This is a genomic window from Geobacillus sp. YF-1 (genome assembly GCF_052692335.1).
The window spans coordinates 3,291,092-3,315,129 of sequence record NZ_CP199850.1; the positions used below are offsets into that span (position 1 = coordinate 3,291,092).

The following is a 24,038-nucleotide window of genomic DNA, read 5'->3' on the forward strand; positions in this document are numbered from 1 at the left end:
AGTGATTCTGTTCGATGCTTCCATATATAAATTTGGAAACGATTACTTGAAAACCTATCGCTTTATAGAACGGGGGGAACTGCTATGAAATCAAAATGGTTGCGAATCATTCCTGTCGCTTTTGTTATGTACATGCTTGCTTACATGGACCGCATTAATATAGGAGTTTTAATGCCCTACATCCAAAAGGATTTGAACATTTCGGCTTCAGCTGCTGGAGACATCGCCGGCATCTTCTTTATTGGCTATTTATTGTTGCAAATCCCTGGCGGAATCTTAGCCACCAAGTGGTCAGCCAAAAAGTTTATCTTTATTCTAATGATCCTTTGGGGATTGGCAGCTATGGCCTCTGGTTTTGTCCAGACAGAAGGACAGTTAAAATTAGTGAGATTCTTGCTAGGCGTTGCCGAGGGAGGGGTTTGGCCGGCTGTTCTTGTCTTACTTGCCAACTGGTTCACTCTTCAAGAACGAGCAAGAGCTAACGCATTTTGGATGGCTTGTCTTCCCGTTTCGGCCATCCTCATGGCGCCCATAACAGGTATGTTGTTGCATCATTTCAGCTGGAAAACAGTGCTCATTCTGGAAGGCATCCCGCCTATTGCTTGGGCGTTTGTATGGTATGCCATGATTAAAGATAAGCCGGTCGAAGCTGAATGGATGGTTGAAAAGGAAAAGCATCAGTTGCTGCAATTGCTAGCTGCCGAACAAAGCCAATCTTCAAAATCGGAAGGATATGCAGCAGCATTTAAAAACAAATCCGTTTGGGGTCTCGTCATGATGTATTTCTTATGGATGACTGGATTTTACGGTTATACAATGTGGGTCCCCAGTGTGGTGAGCGAATTTACCAATGATCCTTCTGTCATGGGGGGGTTGACGGCCATTCCGTTTACATGTGCTCTCATCGGAATGATAGTTAACTCCTCTTGGTCAGACCGTCGTATGAACCGTATCCAACACGTCGTCATTCCTCTATTTATAGCAGCTTGTACCATGGTCATTGGGCAGTTTGTAGAAACACCTGTATTAAAAATGATTCTCTTATCAATCACAGCGATCGGTGTGTATGCACCATATGGGCCACTTTGGGCAATCCCAACGGCCATCATCCCTGCTGAAGTAGCTGGTGCAGCCATGGGCTTGCAGAATGCCATAGGCAACCTTGGCGGCTACAACGGACCAAAATTTTTTGGCGTACTTAAAGACTTAACAGGAAACTACCATGCCGGCTTTTATTTCTTAGCCCTGTCACTTGCCTTGGCAGGAGTTTCCACTCTACTTTTAGGAAAAGCAATACCCAAAAAAGAAATATCTACTGTCCCCACTAGCAATCCAAAAACAGTAAATTCAAACTGATAGACACCTGACTACGAGTTTAGAAAGAGGATAAAGGAAAGGTCATACGCAACTCCCATCCGCTTTATAGCCTCCATCCCTTATGCAACAGGGGTAGGAGGCCGCCTGTTTTCTCACTGAAATTCTCTGGAAAGCCGTTGATTTAACGAAAAATGTGCCTCAACAACGTTTTCCTCCATTCGAGAAGCTCCACGGACTCAGCTCTTTACTCCGGTGAAGAACAATGGGGTGAAGAGAGTGCTGTTTTTCACCGTTCTTCTAGGAGGGCGGTGAAAAACGGTCGTTTCTCTTGAGCAATGGGGGAACGTTTGAAAGGCGCTCTTGACAAGGCTTATCTGTTTGAGAAACGGACTTGATAAGCGGCTTGCTTCCTTAAAATCACCGGCCTTCTAGAAGTTCTCGAAGAAGGGCAAAAAGGCAAATCTCACCGACATCCATTCTCTTATTTTCTCTACTTTCTGTCGCTCTATGCTTGTCTGCTTATGCTTTAGTCAACCGAGAACTATCTGACTCAAAGACGGTTTCCCCGAGCAGCAACTCTGAAAAACGAAACAACGGGAACAGTCAACAGCCGCAAGCAAACAAACCGACAGAACCAGACGGCCAACAGACGCAACCAAACGAAAACGGCTCATCCCACCAAACAACCATCACCTTTTTTGAGCCGTCGTCCGATCAAAACGAAAAAATTGATCGTATCATGAAGACAATGAGCCTTCGAGAGAAAATCGGCCAACTGGTCATGATCGGATTTCCATCGACCGAGCCTGATGAAAACGTGAAACGAATGATTCGTCACTATCATGTGGGCGGGGCCATTTTATACGATCGCAATATGAAAACACCGGAACAAGTCGCCACCTTGACGAATGATTTGCAGCGGGTGGCCTTGGAAAACCGATTCAAAATCCCGCTCGTCTTTAGCGTTGACCAGGAAGGCGGAAAGATTGTCCGAATGCGGCAATACATTTCCCCGATTCCTTCCCAACAACAGCTAGGGCAAAGCAAAGACGATGCCAAAGTGTATCAAATCGCCCACCGAACGGGAACCGAACTGGCCGCGATGGGCATTCAAATCAACTTCGCGCCAGTGCTTGATCTCTCTGCGACTGACAGCCGTTCGTTTGGGGAAGACCCTGTGTTGGCAGGACGGTTGGGGAAACAAGCGGTGACGGGGCTGACGGATGCGGGTGTGACAGCTGTCTTGAAACACTTTCCGGGAAACGGGCGCAGCCAAGTTGATCCGCACCATGACAGTTCTTCCGTTGAGGCCGGGATGGAGGATCTTGAAAACAAAGACATTCTTCCATTTCGACAAATCATCAAAAACATCAACCATGACCGTTTCTTGGTAATGGTCACACATATTAAATACCCGGTATACGACAAAGAACATCCAGCCAGCCTTTCCTCTGCGATTATTCAACAATTGCTGCGGGAGAAATTGGGCTATGAAGGCATTGTCGTAACAGACGATTTGGAGATGGGAGCAGTAAGCAAGTATTTTACCTATCGGGAACTCGGTTATCGCGCCATAGCGGCTGGCGCTGACTTATTGCTTGTCTGCCACACGTTTGACCACCAAAAAGAAGTGATCGACGGCATATGGGACGCCGTCCAAAACGGAAAACTGTCAGAAGAACGAATCAACAAATCCGTGAGAAAGATTTTAACCTATAAACTGTCCCAGTTCCCTTCCATCGAAAACGTTTATGTCGATCCCGCGAAAGCGAAGCAAGTGGTAGGAAACTAATTGCTCCCTCTGATCCATCACGCAAACGTGAATCATCCCCCCACCTGCACAACGCGAAGGGGTGGGGGATTCTTTTTCTACAAATTGCCACAAAATGGTCTAATTAAGAAAATGGACAAAGAAACACATAGCGCGATCAAAAGGGCGGTGGAAAGATATCCAAAAAGAAGAGGGGGCAGCGAAAAAGAGGATGAAAACCGCATGCTCGCTTAAGCCAAAAGACCAAACGCAGCGATTCCCCTTCGGACTCGCTCGTGAGACATCGGGCACAAACCAAGGTGTCTCGGCCGAAAAATTAACAATTGCATATAAAAACAAAATATCGTATATTTATAAAAAGGAATCTATGATCATACGATAGTGAGGGAGCCCGATGCACATTAGTCATGCCGTCACGAGCGATGTAAAAGAAATCCATGCGTTAATTCAACACTTTGCGGAAAAAGGATTGGTGTTGCCCCGCTCGTTATTATCGATCTATCAGCACTTGCAATGCATGTATGTGGCAAAGGAGAATGATCAAATCGTCGGCACAGCGGGGCTGCATATCTTGGGGCACGATCTCGGGGAAGTCCGTTCGTTAGTCGTATCCCCTGATCATATGGGAAAAGGAATCGGCCGCATGCTCGTTGACCATATTACGAACGAAGCCATCCGACTCGGAGTGAAGCGATTAATCTCCTTCACATACCAAATCGAGTTTTTTCAAAAATGCGGATTTGAAATTGCGGAAAAAGCAACGCTGCCTGAAAAAGTATGGATCGACTGTGTCAATTGCCCGAAACTCGACTGTTGCGATGAAACGGCCATGATTAAATACCTTTGATCCTTCTCCCGCCTGCGCAAACGCGGAGAAGTGGGAGATTCTTTTTTCGCCCCCCCACCCTGCGGCAGGCGGTGAATGGGGTCATCCCCTTCCAAACAATCCCACCTGCAGGCGGCGCGGGGAGAACATCGATGATGAGGACGCCGATTCCCCGTTTCCCTCCCACTCATGTTGAGAAGCAAAGCCCTTCTCGCTTGAGAGGATGAAACAACCGCCCCTCGATGAAGTCAGCTTGTCTTGCATATCCCCCTTTCAATGAACCCTCTAAATATTTATCCGCTCTCCATGCCCCCCCACTAAACCACTAAACTTTGGGATAACTCCAAACCTACAACTCAGGAATTAGATCGAATCCGCTCACTGTTTCCAGTTGTATTCTTATGACAAACACTCTATAATCGAGTTGATACAATTGAAAACTCTATAAAGGAAGAGTGTCGATGAGGACAAAGCGGCGAAAAAAGAAAACATGGCTTCGATGGTTGCTCGGAATATGCGTCGTGTTACTCATAGGAGGAGGAATATTCGCCTATTCAATTTATCACCATATGAAACAAACGGCAAATCAAATGCACGAAGACGTCAACTGGAAATCGGAAAAACGGCAAGAGGATGTATCATTCGAGCGGAAGACACCGATTTCGATCTTGTTGATTGGTGTTGACGAGCGGAAAGGAGACCGTGGTCGTGCGGATACGCTCATCGTCATGACGGTCAATCCGAACAAACAGTCGATTGAGATGGTCAGCGTCCCGCGCGATACGAGAACAGAGATTATCGGAAAAGGGACGAAAGATAAAATCAACCATTCGTACGCCTTTGGCGGAGTGGAGATGACGATGGCGACGGTCGAGCATTTCTTGGACATCCCGATCGACTATTACATTAAAGTCAATATGGAAAGCTTCCGCGATATCGTTAACGCGGTCGGGGGAGTGACAGTGAACAACCCGTTTGCCTTTACGTACGAAGGAACGTACTTTTCCAAAGGGAAGATTACACTCAATGGGGACGAAGCGCTGAAATATTCGCGCATGCGGTACGACGACCCGCGCGGCGATTTTGGACGCCAAGACCGCCAGAAACAAATCATTCAAGCCATTATTGAGAAAGGGGCAAGCTTCTCGTCGCTCACGAACTATAGCGATGTGCTCACGGCGATCGGGAAGAACATCAAAACGAACTTAACGTTTGAGGAAATGAAAGAAATTCAGGCGAACTACAAAGATGCCCGTAAACAGATCAAGCAGCTGCACATCACCGGTCAAGGGACGAAAATTAACGGAATCTATTATTTAATCGTGCCGGAAAGCGAGCGGTTGGCCGTTTCTAATGAGTTAAAAGAACATCTTGAATTGAAGACGACAGCAGTAAAATAAATACACAAAACAGGGATGCCCAAAAAGAGACCATTCTCTTTGGGCACCCTTATTTTTCTCACTCGTCTTTATTGTCTTTGTCATTCGCATCCCGCCGATCCTCGACCGGGTCTTCGCGGTCCGGCACGGTATCGTGTTCGTCATCGCCCGGTCCGTTGTTCGTGTCGTCTCCCGGCGGGAGTTGATTGTTTTGATTGTCATTCAAATCGGTATCGCGGTTGTCCGGGATGCCGTCGTTGTCTTTGTCGTTGTCCACGTTGTCGTTTTGGTTGATGTCATCGGCCGGGTTCATGTCTCGGTCGTTGACATCGTTTTGGTTGTTTGGCGGCGGCGGGTTGTTGTTATCGCGGTTCATATTGCATCCAGCCGCCAAAAAGAGGGCGACAAGGGCGCTGAACAGCCGGATCAGCAACGCTTTTTTCTTCATCCTCTCTGCTCCTTTCCATCGGTTGTAGTGACCTTATGTAAGACCGGTCCTTGCTTATCTTTCCCCGAACGGATGATTTCATGCATGAAATGCGGAGGGATCCGTTTCTGCGTTGCTTTTCGATGATCTCTCGGAGGCTGGTGATTTCATCCTAGATACGGGTTTCCATGTCATTTCTCAATTAGAAAAACCTTGTTGCATCGGCCCCGAGCGTTCTCCCATTGATGAAGGGAGTCACTGGTTTTTCACCACAGCCTTCTCGGCCAAAAACGAAGAGGATGTCCCGAACGGAACGGGACATCCTCTTTTCCCACTATATACGTAACATATTCTTCCTATTTTGCCTATCTTGAAGACGGGCCATCTTTTCGGCCCGCGCGGGTTCCATTTAACGAGACGGTTTGTCCCCCAAAGCGAACATGAGCTCTGTTTCGCAAACGAGCTCGCCGTCGACAGTGGCGACGCCTTTGCCTTTGCCGATGGCGCCGCGGGCGCGGAGAATTTCCACTTCGAGGCGGAGCTGGTCGCCTGGTTTCACTTGCTTTTTAAACCGGCAGTTGTCGATACCGGCGAAAAAGGCGAGGCGGCCGCGGTTTTCCTCGCTTTGCAAGAGGACGACCGCACCGACTTGGGCGAGCGCTTCGACGATCAACACGCCAGGCATAACCGGGTATTCGGGGAAATGACCGGCGAAAAACGCTTCGTTGGCGCTGACGTTTTTGAGGCCGACGGCTCGTTTGCCTTCTTCCATTTCAACAATGCGGTCCACAAGCAAAAACGGGTAACGGTGTGGGATGATGGCTTGAATTTGTTGGACATCAAGCATCGGAAACGCTCCTTTCTGCTGGAATCAAGAAGGCTGATGATGGAAGGGAGCCGTCCGCTTCCTAGCATCATTTCTCCAATTGAACATGTAGCACCGATCCTGCTTTGCCCAGTTCACTCATCGCTCACGGTTTACCAGCCTTCAAGGAGGGGGTCTTGTCTCTACGCCCCTTTTTGGACAAAGTCAAAAATGTGCTGCCATGTCGACGGACGAAACACGTCAAGCCAGTGCCCGTCGCCGATGACGCTGTAGCCGACAGCCACTCCCACCGCTAGGCAGATGACCATCAGTGCGATGACCATGATCAGCCGCAGCAGCACTGAAACGAACCGGGCGCGCGCAAAATGGCGCGTTTCCGATGTTGTTTCCACCTCAGACGGCGGGGAGGTTTTCGTCACCGGCGGCCGTTCTTGCAAGGCCGCGGCGCTCCCGTCGGTCGAAAACGCGGCCAAGCGCGCTTTCCTTCGCTGTTTTCGCCGTTCGCTGCGAGAAAGCGGCTCGTTTTTCGTTTCGTTGCCCATGTTCATCTCTCCTTAAGAGGAGCGCACGTTGTTAATGAGCCCGAGCATTTGTTCGGAAATGGAAATGGCGCGGGCGTTGAGCTGATAGGCACGGCTCGTTGTCATCAAGCCGACGAGTTCCTCGCCAAGATCGACGTTCGCTTGTTCGAGCGCGCCTTGCTTGATGCGGATTTGGTTGCGCAAACCGCCGTTCAACTCTTCACTGGCGCCTGGAACGGCGGGCAGAGTGAAGACGTTGTCGCCTTGGGCCTCAAGGAGCTGCGGGCGGCGAATCGCCGTGACACCCAAGTTGACGCGGGCGACGACCGCTCCATTGGCGTTGATGGCGGTCAACGTTCCCGTCGGTGACAGTTGCACGTCATGCGTATTCGCTGGCAGCACGATCGGTGCGTTCGTTTCATCAAGCACGAACAGGCCGTCACTTGTCGTTAACGCGAGCTGGCCGTTCATCGGCGTCAGCGAAAAGTTGCCGGCGCGCGTGTAGCCGATCGCAGCGGCGCCGCTGCCGTCGACGGTGCGGACGCGAAACCATTGGTTGGTCGCGGTGAAAGCGAAATCGAGGGCGCGGCCCGTCTCAACAAGCGGCCCTTGCGCAGTGACGAGCATCGTCGAAGCGAGTCCGGCCCCGTTTCCGTAGCGCACCCCCGCCGGCGTTTGCCGGGGCGCTTCGTCGTTTGGCAGGCGGTCGACTTGCTGGGCCAGCAGCTCAGCGAAGCTCGCTTCGCGCCGTTGAAAGCCGACGGTGTTGCTGTTGGCGATGTTATGGCTGATCGTATCAAGCCGCTGCTGCAACGCGTTCATCGTATTGGCAGCGGTGAACATCGAGCGGAGCACAGGCTTGTCCCCCTTTCATCATTTTAGGCGGCCGACTTCGTTGACGGCCTTGTCCAAACTGCGGTCGTACGCTTGCACGATTTTTTGGTTCGCTTCAAAGGCGCGGTAGGCGGCGAGCAAGTCGGTCATCGTCCGCTCGACGTCGACGTTCGACCGCTCAATGAAGCGCTGCTTTATGGTATACGTCACATTGCCCGGCGCCGGCGGCAGCGGACCTCCGGTGCTGCGGAAGAACCCGTTTCCTTCCTTCACTAAGGTGTTCGGATTGGCGGCAAACGCGACACCAAGACGAGCGGTTGCCCCTGTTTCGTCGATGATCGTTCCATCGTCACGGACGGAAAACTGTTCGCTTGACAGAGGGATGCGCTCACCGCTCGCATCAAGCACATACCAGCCGTTTTGAGTCGTCAAATAGCCGTCTGGGCTCAACGTGAAATGCCCGTTTCTTGTGTAACGGATCTCGCCTTGACCGTTTTCAACGGCAAAAAACAGCGCGCCGCGCTCACCGCTCGTTGGATCGACCGGAACTTGTCCATCTATTAAGGCGACATCGGTCGAAAGCCCGGTTTCTTTGATATCCCCTTGGCGAAAGTTCGGAATCAGTTCTTGCATATAAACACCGGTATTGAGCGGGCCGATCACGGTTTGGGTCGGAATGGCGCGCGGAGGGTTGGCTGGAACGGAACGATCGGCAAGCCGGCTCATCAATAGCTCCGGAAACGCTCTCATCGCTCCAACGTCCGCTTTATACCCCGGCGTTTCGGCGTTCGCCAAATTGTTCGTCAGCCAATCGACGCGGCGCTGTTGCGCGAGCATGCCGCTCGCGGCTGTATACAATCCTCTCAACATGGCTATCACCTCGCTTGTCCTCATTTTTGGCCTTCGTTCGTCGCAACGTTCGGACGCCGTAGCCTTATTTTGTCGCTTTTCATCATTCGCTGGCCCTTCGCGCTCGTTGGGCGACCTAAGAGACCGGTGATGCAATCGTGCATACCACTTCCTGTCATCGTTTCTCAAATAGAAAAGCTTTGTCGCATCAGGATCGTCTTTCAAACGATCCCCCATTGCTCAACAGAAACAACCGTTTTTCACCAACCTTCTAGGAGGTTGGTGATTTAGTGAAAAATACCGCTGAGTTCCACCCTTTTCTCAATTAGAGAAACATCGCAGAATCAGCTTTCTTTTCTGAATGAAAGTGCCGTCAATTGATGTGTGACAGCAGTGTTTCACCAGCCTTCTAGGAGGCTGGTGATTTCATCCTAGATACGGGTTTTCCATTTCATTTCTCAATTAGAAAAACATTGTTGCATCGGCCCCACGCGTTCCCCCATTGATGAAGAGACTCAGCCTTTTTTCACCGGTTTTCTAAGCCATCTCGGTTCGCGGCCTCAACCGAAAAGGCCGACAACCTTCCGCAAGGCAAAAGAAGCTGCGCGGTCTTGGCGACACAACCAACGGCCCTTTTTCTTTATTATAGATGGGCAAAAGCGGCCGCCGCATCCCCCGCCTTTCCTTTTTTCGCGCATCTTCTGTCCGCCCGTGGGGCGCTGGCGATGAATCAGCCGTTAAAGAAGCTGCGTTTTCGGCGCGCGGTCGATGTTCTCGAGCATCAATCCGGTGCCAAGAGCGACGCAGTCCATCGGATTCTCGGCGACAAACACCGGGAGCTTCAGTTCTTCCGCCAGCAACAAATCAATGCCATGAAGCAAGGCGCCGCCCCCCGTCAAGATGACGCCGCGGTCAATAATGTCCGCCGACAGCTCCGGCGGCGTGCGCTCAAGCACGCTTTTGGCCGCTTGGACAATCAATGACACCGGTTCGCGGAGCGCGCGTTCGATTTCATCGGAACGGATCGTAATCGTGCGCGGCAGCCCGGTGACGAGATCGCGGCCGCGGACGTCGATTTCCTCGGTCCGTGCGCCTGGGAATACCGTTGCCACTTTGATTTTGATTTCTTCGGCCGTTCGCTCTCCAATGAGCAGTTTATATTCACGCTTGATATAGTTTAAAATTTCCATATCAAACTTGTCCCCGGCCATTTTAATGGAAGAGGCGGTGACAATGTCTCCCATCGAGAGAACTGCGACATCGGTCGTGCCACCGCCAATATCAACGACCATGTTTCCGCACGGCTGAAAAATGTCCATTCCGGCGCCAATGGCAGCGACTTTCGGCTCTTCCTCCAAGTACACTTTTTTGCCGCCGCTTTTTTCCGCCGCTTCTTTGATCGCTTTCCGCTCGACGGATGTCGTGTTCGTCGGGCAACAAATCAAAATGCGCGGTTTGGCGAAAAAGCCTTTGAGGTCGAGCTTGCTTAAAAAGTGCTTCAGCATCGCTTCCGTAATGTCAAAATCGGCAATGACGCCGTCTTTCAGCGGCCGAATGGCAACAATATTCCCAGGAGTACGTCCGACCATTCGTCGTGCTTCTTCGCCGACTGCCAGCACCTTGTTTGTATTTTTGTCGATCGCCACGACGGACGGCTCATTGAGCACGATGCCTTTGCCTTTGACGAAAATGAGGACGTTCGCCGTGCCTAGGTCAATACCGATATCTCGTGAAAACATACCTTGCCCTCCTTGCCTCTGCCCTAAAAAATCATTCCTAATAGGTTATTTTACCATATGGCGACCGCAAACGGCAGATGGCAAGGAAAAAAGTCAGTTATTTTTTACCGCCTGTTTTTTATACTTTTTCTTTGTCGCTTCACCGCCGCGCAAATGGCGGATCGATTTATGGTAATCGAGAATTTGTTTGACTTCTTGGGCCAGCTCCGGGTTGATTTCCGGCAGCCGCTCGGTCAAGTCTTTATGAACGGTGCTTTTGGACACGCCAAATTCCTTCGCGATGACGCGAACGGTTTTCCTCGTCTCCACGATATACTTGCCAATCTTGATCGTACGCTCTTTGATGTAATCGTGCACACCACTCGCCCTCCCTAAGTTGGATGTGAGAAGTGAGAAGTGTGAAATGAGACTCGTCTTGCCTATGATGAGCGCCGCTTTCGTTGGATGTCTCGGAAGCGTCTTCGCCGCGTCGCTTGCCGGTTGTGAACGATCCCCACCTCAACCACTCTCATTGCTGTTCAATTTGTAACATTTTATTAGACAAATCGGGCATATATACCAGAAACATCAAGGCGGACAACGGTTTTTTCACAATTTTTTACGGTTTGTAACGAACGGAAAATGGGAAACGACTATAATAGAAAGAGGCAGAAGGAGGAATCGATGATGGGCAAAGGAAAAGCGTTCGGCATTGCGGCGGCATTGGTCGGGGCGGCGGCGGCCAGCGCGCTGTTTATGTATACAAACGGCGGTGAGCGCTCGCAAGCAAAAGATGACTTGCTTGGCCCCGCCCCAGCCGGTAAAGCGGAACAGGCCGGCAGGAAGGGAATCATCGCCGGGACGCTCGAACCGTCGTTGACGTACGAAAAAGAGAACGGGGCCTACGTATTTACGTTTACCGTCAAAAACCAAACCGAGCGCGTGCAGACGGTGACGTTCACCAGCTCACAAAAGTATGACTACATTTTGTACCGCGAGGGCAAAAAGGTGAAGCAGTTCAGCGAGGGAAAAATGTTTGCGCAAATTTACGAAGAACGGACGTTAAAACAAGGGGAAGAGCTGTCCTTTCAGGAGACGTTCCGCGATTTAGCGCCCGGAACGTACACGCTTGAGTGGTGGCTCGCCGACAAAAACTGGCCGAACGCCCGGGCGAAGGTGACGTTTACGGTCGAATAAAAAGCGAGCGAAAGAGGGGGCCAAGGAGCAGAATCCCCTCTTTCGCCGCTACACATGCGTGCTTTCTGATACGTTGCGCCGATCTTCGAGTCAGACGGCCTTTTAGGTCAGCCCCGCCGTGTGGCGCGTCCGGCTTCACGCTCTATGATAAAAACACCGCCCCATAGACGAGCGCCAAGGCGATAACGTACGCCGGGTGCAAGCGCCATTGGCCCAACAGCAAAAAAGCGCTCGCGGCGGCTAGTTTCACCAAGCGGCGACCGCTCCATCTGTGCGCGGCTCCGTCCCGGCGGCGAGCACGCCAGTGTCAGGATCGCGCCAAATGATTTGCCCGCGCCCGAACGGGCCGCCGTCAAGCGCCATGCGGATGTCATGCCCTTTGCGAGCGAGCGCTTCGGCGATATGACGCGGGAAGTGCGGCTCGACGAGCACGGTTTTCCCTTCTAGCCACTGCCAACGCGGCGCATCGAGCGCCGCTTGCGGATTCAGCGCGAAATCGACCGTGTTCATGATCACTTGCATATGCCCTTGCGGCTGCATGAATCCGCCCATGACGCCAAACGGGCCGATCGGTGTGCCGCCTTTCGTCAAAAAGCCCGGGATGATCGTATGGTACGGCTTTTTCCTTGGCGCGAGCCCGTTCGGATGGCCGTCATCAAAGACGAAGTTATGGCCGCGGTTGTGCAGAGCGATCCCTGTGCCCGGCACAACGAGGCCGGATCCGAAGCCCATATAGTTGCTTTGGATGAACGACACCATATTGCCTTCACCGTCAGCGGCAGCCAAATAGACCGTTCCGCCTTTTGGCGGCGTTCCCGGCTCCGGCGTGAGCGCCTCCTTGCCGATTTGCGCCCGGCGCATGGCGGCAAACGATTCGGATAACAGCTCATCGACGCGATAGTCCATATAGCGGCGGTCGGCGATATACGCTTTTCCGTCGGCAAAGGCCAACTTCATCGCCTCGATTTGCCGGTGATGCGTCTCGACATCCGGCATGCTTGGGACGTCAAAACCGTTCATGATGTTGAGCGCCATCAACGCGACAAGCCCTTGGCCGTTCGGCGGAATTTCCCATACGTCATAGCCGCGGTAGGAAATGGAAATCGGCTCAACCCATTCCGGTTCATACTCGGCGAGATCCTCGAGCGTCAAAAAGCCGTCGTATTGCTTCGAGAAGGCGGCGATTTTTTCCGCCAGCTCGCCGCGGTAAAAGCTTTCCGCCTCCGTTTCGGCGATGGAGCGCAGCGTCGCCGCATGATCAGGCGACGCCCACACTTCCCCGATCTTCGGCGCGCGGCCGCCCGGCGCAAACGTCGCAAACCACGAAGCGAACTCCGGCCCGCGAAGCGCCTCTTTGTATGTACGAAACGCCGCGGCCCAGTACTTTCCGAGCACCGGCGACACCGGGTAGCCGTTTTCCGCATAAGCGATCGCCGGCGCGAGCGTCTCCACAAGCGGCAAGCGGCCGAAACGCTTTGACAGCGCCGCCCACGCCGCCGGCGCCCCCGGCACCGTCACCGGGGCGAAACCGTATGTCGGCATCTCCGTATAGCCGCGCTCTTTTAGCGCGTCAAGCGAAATGGCAGCCGGCGCATAGCCGCTCGCATTCAGTCCGTACAGTTTCCCGTTCGTCCACACAAGGGCGAACGCATCGCCGCCGATGCCGTTCGAGGTCGGCTCGACGACCGTTAAGCAAGCGGCCGCAGCCACCGCTGCATCGATGGCGTTGCCGCCTTTTTTCAGCACCTCAAGCCCCGCTTGCGCTGCGAGCGGCTGTGATGTCGCCACAACACCGTTTTTGGCGAACACCGTCATCCGCTGCGAGGGGTGTGGGTGGTATAAGTAGTCCATGGCCGCGCTCCCCTTTCTTTTGTTCAGGAAATAGAGTCAATAGTATGAATTTTCCTTTTGTTTTATTTTAAAAGAAAGAGGGTGGTGATTTCTAGTCATATTATGTAAAAAAAGGAATATTGAAAAAAATAATTCTTGCAGCTTTAACCCCACCCCGGAAAGCGATGCACGGCTCGAGACGGAAAAGTTCCATGGACAGCGCGGCCTGCCGCCCACCCGAGGATGGTCCCGCCTTTTCACGCAAAAGATCCATGGGCAACGTTTTGCCCTCCACTTGGGGATGAAAATCCGCGCCAGCTCGGCATGTTCACGAAAAAGACCTGTCCGCTTGCTGGGCAAACGGACAGGTCTTTTCGCTCTCGCTGTCAGACGCCGTGGCCGGTTACGCTCTGGCCATGCCAATGGAGGCGTCTGGCGTTTTGTAAGGGGAAGCGTCCTCATTTTGTTGGGAATGATCGTCGCTTGGCGCCGTGGTGTTGTCATCAGCCGGTGTTTGTTCGGTTTCGGTCGGCGCTGTTTCATCGCTTGGCATCAATTGCTTTTCTTTGTTGGTGGCGGCGCGGTCATCACCGGCGCGATCTTTCGCTTGATCAGTCAAAGCGGTCAACGGTTTGTCAATGTAGTCGATCGGATTGACCGGTTTGCCGTCTTTGCGGATTTCAAAATGAACGTGAATGCCGGCTTCCTTGTTGAACTCGCTTTGCCCTGCCTTGCCGATCACTTCGCCTTGTTTCACCGTATCGCCGGCTTCCACTTTCACATCAGCGAGCGATTGATAGACGGTCGTGACCCCTTGTTCATGATTGATTTCGACAACATAGCCTAAAATCGGGTCTTTTTCCGCTTTCGTCACCGTGCCGCTCAGCGCAGCGGTCACGTCAAACGTTTTGCCGTCTTGGCGCGCCAAGTCGATGCCTTGGTTCGGGTGGTACGTATGATCATAAAAGACAAGGGCTGCTTCCTGTTCTTGTTCCGATGCGTCGTCATCATAGAACGGCGTTTTTACTTGCACCGCGTTCGGATCGAGCACAGGCATGGCGATGTTCTCTACCGTCTCATTGACCGGGACCGCCGGGTTTTCTTGCTGAGCGGCGCCGTTTTCGGCGACGTTGTCTTTGCCTGTATTCTCATCTTTGCCCAGTTGGAACCAAAGCGCGCCAGCGATAATCAATGCGGCCGATGATAAATAAATCGCCGGAAATACCCAACGTTTGCGGAACAGACGCTTCAGCGACGATTGTTTTTGTTCCTCTCTCATGTTCATCACCTCAGCAACCATTTTGAACAGAAAGAGGAAAAGATATACACGCCGAAAGCAATTTTTTGCTTATTTTTTGACATTCCTGCTGGTTTTATGCAAAAAAAACAGGGCGTTCGCCCCGTTTTCATTTTTTCGCAGTCAGTTTGTTCAAAAACGCCGTGGCTGATGAAATATGAACGCCGCGGTAATAATGTTTGACGATGTCGGCGTACGTTTTCCCTTCTTTCGCCATAAAATTGGCCCCGTATTGGCTCATGCCGACGCCATGGCCATAGCCTTTGGTCGTAATGACAATGTCATCGCCTTGGCGCACCCAAGTAAAATCGGCTGACGCTAAGCCGAGCCGTTCCCGCACTTCACGGCCGGTGAACGTTTTGCCGCCGATGTTCACCTCACCGACGCGGCGGCCAGGGGTGCGGGAGAGGATGACGCCGACCGATCCGTTCTCGGAAAGCGTGACGCCAAGCCGGCGTTCAAATTCGGCCACCGACATCCATTTGCGCTGGTAAAACTTTGGGGATTGCCGATCCCATGGGCTGGCCACGCTTTTTAAATACGGAAACTCATTTTTCCAGTAGGCTTCGGAGTTTTCCGTATAGCCGTTGCTTGTCGAAAAGAAAAGCGCTTCAATCGGCTCATTGTTGTACGTTATAATTTGTCCGCGCGTTTCCAACACCGCTTTCGTCACTTTTTTGATTTTCCAGTCATAATCGCTTCCCCATAACTTGCGCAGCTCGTCATCGCTGTAATACACTTGGTGGGCCACCGTATCGGTCACATTCGCCCCTTCCGGCAGGCGAAACGGTTGGTTGGCAAGCAATTGCTTGACGATGTATGTTCTTGCTGTCAACGCTTGCGCTTTTAACGCTTCCAATTCAAATTCCGCCGGCATTTCTGCCGCAACGACGCCGATGACATATTGTTCAAGAGGAATTTTTTCGACGCGTTGTTCCTTGCTTCGGTAGACCGCCACTTCGACGGACGGTCCTTCGGCTGCCTGTGATCGCTGCGTTTGATTTTGCTTGTGCAGTTGTTCGGCCAACTTTGCCACCTTCCCATCGTAAAATGGCAAAACGAGCGCCGCTGGAATAACAAGGATGGCGACAAACAGGCATAGTGCGAGTGCGAATACTGGTTTTAATCGTTTGACCATAGCCGAGCCCCCAATATGCATTTTTCAAGCACCAGCGGACATCTTCCATCAATGCCTGCTTTGGCTTCAGTTCGTTACTATAGTTATGGGCTCGGACAAGTATATATGACTGTTTTCTTTATGATAAAGGCCGGTGATTTCGCCGCTCGTTCCGCTTCCCGGCATCATTTCCTAAATCGGGAAATCTTGCAGCACCGATGGTTCTTTTGACACGCTCACCCACCGTTTCGTGAAAATCGCCGTTTTTCCCCCTCGGTCACAAAAAACGGCCGCTCCCTGCCTTGAGGCAGTTCACCGCCGTTTTTCGCTCTTTATCCGTTCCATTCCACCGCTTGGATTTCACTAGGCGATTCGGTTTCTTCATGGACGCGTTCAATGTCAGCCCCGAGCGCGGCCAACTTTTCATGGAAACGAACATAGCCGCGGTCAAGATGACGAAGCTCCGTCACGCGCGTATAGCCGTCCGCCGCCAGACCTGCCAAAATCAGCGCCGCAGCCGCGCGCAAATCGGTCGCCGCCACCTCGGCGCCTTGGAGCTGACACGGGCCATTAATAATGACGGAACGCCCTTCGATTTTAATATCGGCGTTCATGCGGCGGAATTCTTCGACATGCATAAAGCGATTTTCAAACACCGTCTCGGTGATCATGCTTGTGCCTTCCGCTTTCAACAAGAGAGCCATCATTTGCGACTGCATGTCAGTCGGAAATCCAGGATACGGCATCGTTTTCATATCGACGGCTTTCAACTTTTCCGGGCCGATGACGCGCACCCCATTTTCCTCTTCGATGACCGTCACACCCATCTCTTCCAGCTTGGCGATCAGCGAACCTAAATGTTCCGGCACCGCCCCTTGCACGAGAACGTTGCCGCCGGTGATCGCCGCCGCCACCATGAAGGTGCCCGCTTCGATGCGATCGGGAATCACGGTATGCGTCGTGCCGACAAGCTCATCGACCCCTTCGATGCGGATCGTGCCGGTGCCGGCGCCGCGAACTTTGGCGCCCATGGCGTTCAAAAAGTTGGCCAAATCGACGATTTCCGGCTCTTTGGCGCAGTTTTCGATCACCGTTGTCCCTTCCGCCAGCACGGCGGCCATCATAATATTTTCCGTGGCCCCGACGCTTGGGAAGTCCAAATAAATTTTGGCGCCGCGAAGACGGCCGTTCACTTCGGCATCGATAAAGCCGTTGCCCACTTTCACGGATGCACCCATCGCTTCAAACCCTTTCAAATGCTGGTCGATCGGGCGCGACCCGATGGCGCAGCCGCCCGGCAGCGCGACGCGGGCGCGGCCGTTGCGCGCCAGCAGCGGCCCCATCACCAGCACCGAAGCCCGCATTTTTCGGACATATTCAAACGGCGCTTCCACCGTCAATGGGCCGGTGGCATCCACCGTGACGACATCGCCGGCGATGTGAACGTCGGCGCCTAAATAGCGAAGCACTTCACTGATTGTATATACATCGGAAAGAGCAGGCACGTCATGGATCGTACTTGTTCCTTTCGTGGCCAATAAGGTGGCAGCGATGACAGGCAAAACGGCATTTTTTGCGCCTTCGACTTTGACGGTGCCGCTCAACCGGTTTCCGCCACGGACGATGATCTTTTCCAAGGTATTCCCCTCCGCGTCCAATTTCTCTATATTAGTATTCAATGGTAATGATTGGGGTTCCAACAACGACGCGCGTCTTGCCACCCAATCTTTCTCTCATGGCGAGTTGCAGGTTGATGCTTTGATGATTGGCGGCCGGGAGAACGTTCTTCCACTGCCCAGTATATGCAGACAGGGAAACGAGTGACTCTTCCTTCAACCACTCGACCGGCGTCGCTTGCAAATCATGAAGCAGTTGAGAGGCTTGATCAAACAAACCACCTTTCATATTACCACTGAACTCGCCTTCCATACAAGCAAAAAATGTAGGATTGTTCACAAATAGTTCACTCGTCTTTGTTTGAATGCGCTGCGCTGCTTCTTTCCACCTAGCTTCGCTCCACGCGGAGCCGGCCGCTTCATAGAGGAGATACGTTTGCGGTCCTCTGTTTGTGACGGTCATCACGAGCTGAATTTGTTCGCGAAAGAAAGGACGTTCATTGATGCCGATCGCTTTTGGTCCATGGCTTGTCCTCACCAATGACCAGCGAAACGAACGGTTTTGCCGTTTCAGCTCCGCCATTTTTTTGAAAAAGTCCGCATCATTTTCAATATCGTGGGCATACTCTCTTGTGTACACGACCCAGCGATCAAGCGAAGCGCCATGCCGCTTCAGCGTCTGAGCGATTGTTTCGAGCGGCTTCGACCACTCGTCCCCTCGTGCGCCTTCTGTCCGATTTTGCCATCCGGCCCAAACCAAGCCCGTCAGTACAAGCGCGGCCAGCCATGCCGTCCAGCTTTTTCCCATCTTTCTCATCTCCGTTTCCTTCCTCTCCTTAGTTGTTATTGTTGCCACCAGACAAGGGAACATACGTCAAAAAAATCGACAAAAGCAGTTTTTGAAATCGTTTTCATAAACAAACCAACGAGCAGGACGAGCTGCTCGCTGAAGTGGAAACACACCCGCGGTCGAACGCACGGCGAGACGCGGGCGGAAAGCTGAACCAACACGGTACGGGCGTCAATGGTAGCGGCCGCGTTCGAAACGGCGGATCGGCGCCGGGCGGACGGAGGTCGCCTCCCTCCTTTAATCGCGGAACAAATACGGCAAATCCGTTGACCATGTCCAATAATCAAGGAAAAAGTTCGCCACGGTCGAGCCGATGGCGATCGTCAACAAAATGTACAGCAGCCGTCCTTGGACGACGCGGTTCGGCTTCAGCAACACCTCGATGCGCACCGCCTGCAGCGTCCACCATGTCACGGCGATCAACGCCAAATGGACGATAATGGAAATGAGCGCTTGTTGGCCCATGATCGGCATCATCTCATTCACCTCTTTCCTGCACACATCGTTCGTTTCGTCTGTAGGCCGGCACAACTCTCATTCTTTTCAAATTGGCGGCAGTGGGACTACGTTTATTACTTGGGGGTCTCCAACAACATCCTCTTTCACCAGCCGTCTAGTGGTCATACTGGCGGCAGGAAACAGCGAGAACAGGTGGAACCACGCCAAACCTCTTCCGCTTTGCTGTTAAGTTCGGTCCCCTCTCACCCGCCGTCCAACAAAAAAGAGGAGAGGCGTTCCTCTCCCCTTATTGTAACGCTACGGCAAAAAATCGCCAAAGTGGTCAAACTGGGCGAGCACATTGTATGCAAGCCCCGGTGCCCAGCCGAGCGCCAGCGTCCCGAGCGCGCAAAGAACGACGGCCGCCGACAACCCGGCCGACATGCGGCCAAGCGGTGCCGAAGAGAACAGCGGACGGAAAAAAAGCTGGACGATCAAGTTGAAATAATACACATAAGAGATGACGGTCGTAATGGCCATCACCGCAGCGAGCACGTAATGGCCCGGCTCGGTGACGACAAGGCCGATGAACAAATGGAGCTTGGCGATAAATCCTGCCGTGCCCGGAATGCCAGCGAGCGATAGCAAAAACAGGCCGAGCGCCGCAGCCAACAGCGGGCGATGGCGGTACAGCCCCGTGAGCCCGTCCCAGTCGTCCGAACCCGTTTCATCGACGATATGCGACACGATGGCGAATGCCCCCATGTTCATCAACAGATACGCAAGCAAGTAAATCCAAAGCGAGTCGATCATCGCCCACGACATCGCGGCAAACCCAGCGAGCAAATAGCCAGCGTGGGCGATGCTGGAGTAAGCGAGCAGCCGCTTCAAGCTCCGCTGCCGGAGCGCCACAACGCTTCCGATGATCATCGTCAGCCCAGCGAGCACAGCGATCGCCGGCTGCATCGACAGCAGCAGTGATGACGGATCCCGCCCTTCCGCCGGCGCCGCAGCAAACATCGTCACCAGCAGGCGGAGGAGAAGAACAAATCCGGCTGTTTTTGAGACAACGGCAAAAAACGCCGTCGCCGGGACGGGCGCCCCTTCGTATACGTCCGGGGCCCACATATGAAACGGAACGGCCGCCAGCTTAAACGAAACCCCAATCAGCAAAAGAAGAAAGGCCAAGGCCAGCATGTACGGCTCATTCGTCTCTTGCAGCCGGCGGGCGATTTCATCAAGGTTCGTTGTCCCGGTCAAACCGAACACGTAGCTCATGCCAAACAGCATGACGGCGGTGGCGATGCCGCCGTTGATCACATATTTCAGCGCCGCTTCATTGGATGCCGCAACGGTTTTGCGCAAACCGGCCAAAATGTAGGACGACACTGTCAGCAGTTCCACGCTGACAAACAAGGTAAGCAAATCGCCGCTCGATGCCGTCATCATCGCGCCAAGCAACGCAAACAGCAACAGATAGGCAAACTCGCCGCCATAACGGCTACCCTCTTTTGGATTCCATCCCGCCACGATCAGCAAGGCCAGCGCCCCGCCGGCAAGCAGCAAAAGCTTGAACGCTTTCGCAAAGCTATCGAGCCGAAACGTCCCATGCAAAATCGAAGCCGGTTCAGCCGGAATGAGCGCCGCCGTCGCCCCGAGCGCAAGCACCGCCCCGAGCGCCGCTCCCCAAGCAAGCGGACGACGGCTTCGCTCGTCTGGCATGGCCACATCGATGAGCAACAAAACCACAGCAACGGCGAGCACAATCCATTCGGGCGTCATGAGACTCCAATCCGATTGCCATACGTCATTCATATGATCACCCTCCTAACCCGTTCATCATCGTCTCGAGCGCGGCGGCAAGCTGTCCCGCCAACAGCTGCGGATACACGCCAACCGCCACAATCAACGCGACGAGAATGAACGCCGGAACGGCTTCGTTCATCCGCAAATCGGCGATCGCCTCCCGCGGTTCACTTTGCCCCTCCGGAGGCTGCGACCCGCGGGCGCCGCCGAACGTCACGTTCAACACCGCCTTCAGCGAGTAGGCGGCGGCGAAAATCAAACCGAGCGCCCCTACCGCTGCCAAGATCGGCTTCTTTGCAAACAAGCCGAGAAACGCAGTGAATTCGCCGACAAATCCCGCCAAGCCCGGCAAGCCGAGCAAAGCGAGGGCAGCGGTGAGCAAATATCCGGAAAAGACGGGCATGGACGCCGCGAGTCCACCTAGGCGGCGAATGTCGGTCGTTCCCCATCGGTTGGCGAGAACGCCGACGAGTAAAAATGACAAGGCGGCGATGAGCCCGTGGGCGATGGATTGGAAAATCGCCCCTTGAATGCCGGCCTCATTGAGCGCGCCAAGGCCGACGAGCACAACTCCCATGTGCGACACGCTCGAATAGGCGAGCACATGTTTTAACTCGTGCTGTCGAAGCGCCAACAGCGCGCCGTACAGGATGTTGACGACCCCGAGCGCGGCGATGACCCCGGCAAAGGCGCGAAACTCATCGGGAAACAAACCGATCCCAAAGCGGATCATCCCATACGCCGCGATTTTCAACAATACGCCGGCGTGAAGCATGACGACCGGCGGCGGCGCTTCGACATGGACGCGGATGAGCCAGCGATGAAGCGGAACGGCTGGCAGCTTGAAGGCCAACGCCAGCAGCAACCCGCCAAGCAGCCAGTGCCGCGCCTCCGACGTCAACGGGGCGATCAGCTGTCCTTCGGCGACCGGGTGATGCAACATGTCGCCAAGCAAAGCGAAATTCGCCGTTCCGGTGCGGGCGACAAGCACGGCGATCACGACCAGCAGCAGCGCCGACCCGAACCCGTTGTACAGCAAATAACTGTATGCTGCCCTCTCGCGCTCAAAGCCGCCCCATTTGCCGACAAGCAAGAACATGGCGACAAGCGTCACCTCTAAGAAGAAGAAAAACCAAATGAAGTTCGCCGCGGCAAACACGCCCAACATGCCGACCTCTAGCGCGAGCAACCACATAAAATACCCTTTTTTCTCCTCGTTGACAAGCAAGGAGGCCACCGCTGCCAACGTCCCGAGCACGGCGGTCAAGACGATAAAGAGAAGCGACAGCCCGTCGATGCCAAGTTCATAGCGGATGACATACGCCGCATCGGTCAAAAATGGGAAATCGGCAAGACGAACCCAATGATGCGCTTCATCCAACCGCTCAAGAGGAAATCCGCGCACCGACTGGATGAACGCAAACAGCGAGAGCAGCAGCGGCGGCACGGTGGCAGCCGTTCCGATCCATTGGATCATGTTCGTCTCCGTTTTGCGAACCCATGCCAACAGCCCGATGCCTAACAACGGCGAAAAGACGAGCAGCGACAAAAAGGTCATAACCAGTCCCCTCCTGTCAAGGCGAAGATGACGACCAACATCGCTAAGCCGGCCGCCGCCACCAACCCATACGTCTGGGCTTGCCCGTTTTGCCCGCGCGATCCGGCCGCGGCGATCGCGTTCACCGTGCCGGTGACAAACTGAACGAGCCCTTCCACCAAGTAACGGTCGACATACCCCAACAGGCGGCTAATGGATGACACAAGCGCCACAACGGTCGACCGGTAAAGATCGTCCATGTAATAGTGGCGGCGCAACAATTCGTATCCGTACGGCGCGCGCGCGGACAACCAGTCGCGCGGCACGGTCCGCTTTCCGTACATGAGCCAAGCGAGGAGAATCCCGGCCAGCGACACGCTCGCCGCCACAACCGCGATCCATCCTGGCGCCGCTTCATGATGGTACGCCCCATCGGTCAACCACTCGCCGAGAAACGAGCCGAACCAAGGGGTTTGAATGTACCCGGCAGCGACCGATAAAACGCCGAGCACGACCATCGGCGCCGTCATTGACATCGGCGCTTCATGGACGGCGCCGTCATGGCGATGTCGCGCCTCGCCGGCAAAGACGAGGAAAAAGAGCCGGAACATGTAAAACGACGTCAACAGCGCCGCGGCGACTGCCAGCCAAAAGAGCCCGACCGACCCGTTCGTCCAAGCGGCGGCTAAAATTTCATCCTTGCTGAAAAAGCCGGCAAACAGCGGAACCCCGCTGATCGACAGCGCCCCGACAAGAAAGAGCGGCGCGGTCCACGGCAACCGTCGCCAAAGCCCGCCCATTTCCTCGATGTTTTGCGTATGGACGGCATGAATGACGCTGCCGGCAGCCAAAAAGAGCAACGCTTTAAAAAAGGCGTGCGTCGTTAAATGGAAAATGGCGGCGACATAACTCCCCGAGCCAAGCGCGAGCATCATATAGCCGAGCTGGCTGATCGTCGAGTAAGCGAGGACGCGCTTAATGTCCGTCTGCACCAAGCCGATCGTCGCGGCAAACACCGCCGTCCCCCCGCCGATCACCGCCACGGTCATCATAGCGGCCGCGCTTGCCTCGTAGAGCGGAAACAAGGCCGCCACAAGGTACACCCCAGCCGCTACCATCGTCGCGGCATGGATGAGCGCCGACACCGGCGTCGGGCCTTCCATCGCATCCGGAAGCCACGTATGGAGCGGGAACTGCCCGGACTTGCCGATGGCGCCGATGAAAATGAGGATGGCCGTCAGTGTCGTCATGCCGGGCGACAGCGTGCCGTTGCCAACGGCGCGGAAAATGTCGTCGTAATCAAAGCTTTTCGTCTGCCAAAACAAGAGCAGCACGCCGATCAAAAAGCCGACATCGCCGATGCGGGTCATGATAAACGCCTTTTTCGCCGCCGCTTTCGCTTCTTCTTTGTAGAAATAAAACCCGATCAGCAAAAACGACCCAAGCCCGACGAGCTCCCAAAACATGTACGCCTGCAGCAAATTCGGCGACAGCACAAGCCCAAGCATCGCAAACGTAAATAACCCTAAATACGCATAAAACGTCGAAAACCGCTCATCCCCAGCCATATAGCCTTGCGAATAAATATGGACAAGCCAGCTGACCAAGGCGACGACAACGAGCATCCAAGCGTTTAACGCCGTAACGGAAACCCCGACCGTCAACGTAGCGTCACCGATTTTCATCCACGTCCAATTCGCTTCATACGTCGCTCCGCCGAGACGGCTAACCAGCACGCCGAACGCCGCGAGCAGCGACAGAAGCGTGGCAGCGATGCCAACATAGGCGCTCGCTTGTTTCCATTTCCGCCCGAACCACAGCAACAAAACAAACGAACAAAGCGGGAACAGCGGCACGACCCAAGCTAGGTTCATCATCTTTC

At 53.8% G+C, this 24,038-nt stretch carries 21 protein-coding genes; 5 read left to right on the forward strand and 16 right to left on the reverse strand.

Translation table 11 applies throughout. The features are described from left to right. The first annotated feature begins 84 nt into the window (after positions 1 to 84). The 4 genes from ACTVIM_RS16280 (at position 85) to tagU (ending at position 5,314) form a co-directional block, all read left to right on the forward strand. Positions 85 to 1,356: an MFS transporter gene (locus ACTVIM_RS16280; RefSeq protein ID WP_445613223.1), complete on the forward strand. Its 1,272-nt coding sequence runs from the start codon at positions 85 to 87 to the stop codon at positions 1,354 to 1,356. 700 nt (positions 1,357 to 2,056) lie between these two features. Continuing rightward, the gene (gene nagZ, locus ACTVIM_RS16285; protein WP_445613224.1) at positions 2,057 to 3,109 is read left to right on the forward strand and encodes a beta-N-acetylhexosaminidase; all 1,053 of its coding nucleotides are present in this window, start codon (positions 2,057 to 2,059) and stop codon (positions 3,107 to 3,109) included. A gap of 373 nt (positions 3,110 to 3,482) precedes the next feature. Then, complete coding sequence (locus ACTVIM_RS16290) at positions 3,483 to 3,935, forward strand: N-acetyltransferase (RefSeq protein WP_445613225.1); 453 nt, start codon at positions 3,483 to 3,485, stop codon at positions 3,933 to 3,935. A 440-nt stretch (positions 3,936 to 4,375) separates the two neighbouring features. Next, on the forward strand, positions 4,376 to 5,314 hold the full coding sequence (gene tagU, locus ACTVIM_RS16295) for a polyisoprenyl-teichoic acid--peptidoglycan teichoic acid transferase TagU (RefSeq protein WP_445613226.1): 939 nt from the start codon (positions 4,376 to 4,378) through the stop codon (positions 5,312 to 5,314). 58 nt (positions 5,315 to 5,372) lie between these two features. On the opposite strand, the gene ACTVIM_RS16300 is transcribed toward tagU, so the two are convergent. The 7 genes from ACTVIM_RS16300 to spoIIID all read right to left on the reverse strand — a co-directional run bounded on the left by ACTVIM_RS16300 (position 5,373) and on the right by spoIIID (position 10,846). Then, positions 5,373 to 5,741, reverse strand: coding sequence for a hypothetical protein (locus ACTVIM_RS16300; protein WP_445613227.1), 369 nt, complete (start codon positions 5,739 to 5,741; stop codon positions 5,373 to 5,375). Between the two features lie 388 nt (positions 5,742 to 6,129). Next, positions 6,130 to 6,567: a 3-hydroxyacyl-ACP dehydratase FabZ gene (fabZ, locus tag ACTVIM_RS16305; protein WP_033842894.1), complete on the reverse strand. Its 438-nt coding sequence runs from the start codon at positions 6,565 to 6,567 to the stop codon at positions 6,130 to 6,132. A gap of 161 nt (positions 6,568 to 6,728) precedes the next feature. After that, positions 6,729 to 7,088, reverse strand: a complete 360-nt coding sequence (locus tag ACTVIM_RS16310; RefSeq protein ID WP_445613228.1) for a DNA-directed RNA polymerase subunit beta — start codon at positions 7,086 to 7,088, stop codon at positions 6,729 to 6,731. 12 nt (positions 7,089 to 7,100) lie between these two features. Further along, positions 7,101 to 7,922, reverse strand: coding sequence for a flagellar hook-basal body protein (locus ACTVIM_RS16315; protein ID WP_445613229.1), 822 nt, complete (start codon positions 7,920 to 7,922; stop codon positions 7,101 to 7,103). An 18-nt stretch (positions 7,923 to 7,940) separates the two neighbouring features. Beyond that, positions 7,941 to 8,771 carry a flagellar hook-basal body protein gene (locus tag ACTVIM_RS16320; protein ID WP_445613230.1) on the reverse strand — a complete coding sequence of 277 codons (831 nt, stop codon included), beginning with the start codon at positions 8,769 to 8,771 and terminating at the stop codon, positions 7,941 to 7,943. 716 nt (positions 8,772 to 9,487) lie between these two features. Further along, on the reverse strand, positions 9,488 to 10,489 hold the full coding sequence (locus ACTVIM_RS16325; protein WP_445613231.1) for a rod shape-determining protein: 1,002 nt from the start codon (positions 10,487 to 10,489) through the stop codon (positions 9,488 to 9,490). Between the two features lie 93 nt (positions 10,490 to 10,582). Then, positions 10,583 to 10,846, reverse strand: coding sequence for a sporulation transcriptional regulator SpoIIID (gene spoIIID / locus ACTVIM_RS16330; RefSeq protein ID WP_008880665.1), 264 nt, complete (start codon positions 10,844 to 10,846; stop codon positions 10,583 to 10,585). A 309-nt stretch (positions 10,847 to 11,155) separates the two neighbouring features. On the opposite strand from spoIIID, the gene ACTVIM_RS16335 reads away from it, so the two are divergent. After that, entirely contained in the window at positions 11,156 to 11,665 is a 510-nt protein-coding gene (locus ACTVIM_RS16335) for a BsuPI-related putative proteinase inhibitor (RefSeq protein ID WP_445613232.1), read from the forward strand. 246 nt (positions 11,666 to 11,911) lie between these two features. On the opposite strand, the gene ACTVIM_RS16340 is transcribed toward ACTVIM_RS16335, so the two are convergent. The 9 genes from ACTVIM_RS16340 to nuoL form a co-directional block, all read right to left on the reverse strand. After that, positions 11,912 to 13,516 (reverse strand): gamma-glutamyltransferase family protein, encoded by a 1,605-nt coding sequence (locus ACTVIM_RS16340; RefSeq protein ID WP_445613233.1) that lies wholly within the window; start codon positions 13,514 to 13,516, stop codon positions 11,912 to 11,914. 382 nt (positions 13,517 to 13,898) lie between these two features. Continuing rightward, complete coding sequence (locus ACTVIM_RS16345) at positions 13,899 to 14,774, reverse strand: peptidoglycan DD-metalloendopeptidase family protein (protein ID WP_445613234.1); 876 nt, start codon at positions 14,772 to 14,774, stop codon at positions 13,899 to 13,901. Between the two features lie 127 nt (positions 14,775 to 14,901). Next, positions 14,902 to 15,930 (reverse strand): stage II sporulation protein D, encoded by a 1,029-nt coding sequence (gene spoIID, locus ACTVIM_RS16350; RefSeq protein WP_445613235.1) that lies wholly within the window; start codon positions 15,928 to 15,930, stop codon positions 14,902 to 14,904. 311 nt (positions 15,931 to 16,241) lie between these two features. Continuing rightward, on the reverse strand, positions 16,242 to 17,546 hold the full coding sequence (murA, locus tag ACTVIM_RS16355; protein ID WP_445613236.1) for a UDP-N-acetylglucosamine 1-carboxyvinyltransferase: 1,305 nt from the start codon (positions 17,544 to 17,546) through the stop codon (positions 16,242 to 16,244). A gap of 31 nt (positions 17,547 to 17,577) precedes the next feature. Further along, on the reverse strand, positions 17,578 to 18,342 hold the full coding sequence (locus ACTVIM_RS16360) for a YwmB family TATA-box binding protein (protein WP_445613237.1): 765 nt from the start codon (positions 18,340 to 18,342) through the stop codon (positions 17,578 to 17,580). A 270-nt stretch (positions 18,343 to 18,612) separates the two neighbouring features. Further along, entirely contained in the window at positions 18,613 to 18,852 is a 240-nt protein-coding gene (locus ACTVIM_RS16365; RefSeq protein WP_033020467.1) for a DUF1146 family protein, read from the reverse strand. A 279-nt stretch (positions 18,853 to 19,131) separates the two neighbouring features. Beyond that, complete coding sequence (gene nuoN / locus ACTVIM_RS16370; RefSeq protein ID WP_144976683.1) at positions 19,132 to 20,628, reverse strand: NADH-quinone oxidoreductase subunit NuoN; 1,497 nt, start codon at positions 20,626 to 20,628, stop codon at positions 19,132 to 19,134. 4 nt (positions 20,629 to 20,632) lie between these two features. Continuing rightward, complete coding sequence (locus ACTVIM_RS16375; protein ID WP_445613238.1) at positions 20,633 to 22,177, reverse strand: NADH-quinone oxidoreductase subunit M; 1,545 nt, start codon at positions 22,175 to 22,177, stop codon at positions 20,633 to 20,635. Then, positions 22,174 to 24,033, reverse strand: a complete 1,860-nt coding sequence (gene nuoL / locus ACTVIM_RS16380) for an NADH-quinone oxidoreductase subunit L (RefSeq protein ID WP_445613239.1) — start codon at positions 24,031 to 24,033, stop codon at positions 22,174 to 22,176. Before nuoL ends, ACTVIM_RS16375 begins: the two co-directional genes overlap by 4 nt. Between the last annotated feature and the right edge of the window lie 5 nt (positions 24,034 to 24,038).

Coding starts and splice junctions, on each gene's coding strand:
- ACTVIM_RS16280 (WP_445613223.1), top strand. CDS start 85: ATGAAATCAAAATGGTTGCGAATCATTCCTGTCGCTTTTGTTATGTAC.
- nagZ (WP_445613224.1), top strand. CDS start 2,057: ATGAAGACAATGAGCCTTCGAGAGAAAATCGGCCAACTGGTCATGATC.
- ACTVIM_RS16290 (WP_445613225.1), top strand. CDS start 3,483: ATGCACATTAGTCATGCCGTCACGAGCGATGTAAAAGAAATCCATGCG.
- tagU (WP_445613226.1), top strand. CDS start 4,376: ATGAGGACAAAGCGGCGAAAAAAGAAAACATGGCTTCGATGGTTGCTC.
- ACTVIM_RS16300 (WP_445613227.1), bottom strand. CDS start 5,741: ATGAAGAAAAAAGCGTTGCTGATCCGGCTGTTCAGCGCCCTTGTCGCC.
- fabZ (WP_033842894.1), bottom strand. CDS start 6,567: ATGCTTGATGTCCAACAAATTCAAGCCATCATCCCACACCGTTACCCG.
- ACTVIM_RS16310 (WP_445613228.1), bottom strand. CDS start 7,088: ATGGGCAACGAAACGAAAAACGAGCCGCTTTCTCGCAGCGAACGGCGA.
- ACTVIM_RS16320 (WP_445613230.1), bottom strand. CDS start 8,771: ATGTTGAGAGGATTGTATACAGCCGCGAGCGGCATGCTCGCGCAACAG.
- ACTVIM_RS16325 (WP_445613231.1), bottom strand. CDS start 10,489: ATGTTTTCACGAGATATCGGTATTGACCTAGGCACGGCGAACGTCCTC.
- ACTVIM_RS16335 (WP_445613232.1), top strand. CDS start 11,156: ATGGGCAAAGGAAAAGCGTTCGGCATTGCGGCGGCATTGGTCGGGGCG.
- ACTVIM_RS16340 (WP_445613233.1), bottom strand. CDS start 13,516: ATGGACTACTTATACCACCCACACCCCTCGCAGCGGATGACGGTGTTC.
- ACTVIM_RS16345 (WP_445613234.1), bottom strand. CDS start 14,774: ATGAGAGAGGAACAAAAACAATCGTCGCTGAAGCGTCTGTTCCGCAAA.
- spoIID (WP_445613235.1), bottom strand. CDS start 15,930: ATGGTCAAACGATTAAAACCAGTATTCGCACTCGCACTATGCCTGTTT.
- ACTVIM_RS16360 (WP_445613237.1), bottom strand. CDS start 18,342: ATGAGAAAGATGGGAAAAAGCTGGACGGCATGGCTGGCCGCGCTTGTA.
- ACTVIM_RS16365 (WP_033020467.1), bottom strand. CDS start 18,852: ATGATGCCGATCATGGGCCAACAAGCGCTCATTTCCATTATCGTCCAT.
- nuoN (WP_144976683.1), bottom strand. CDS start 20,628: ATGAATGACGTATGGCAATCGGATTGGAGTCTCATGACGCCCGAATGG.
- ACTVIM_RS16375 (WP_445613238.1), bottom strand. CDS start 22,177: ATGACCTTTTTGTCGCTGCTCGTCTTTTCGCCGTTGTTAGGCATCGGG.
- nuoL (WP_445613239.1), bottom strand. CDS start 24,033: ATGATGAACCTAGCTTGGGTCGTGCCGCTGTTCCCGCTTTGTTCGTTT.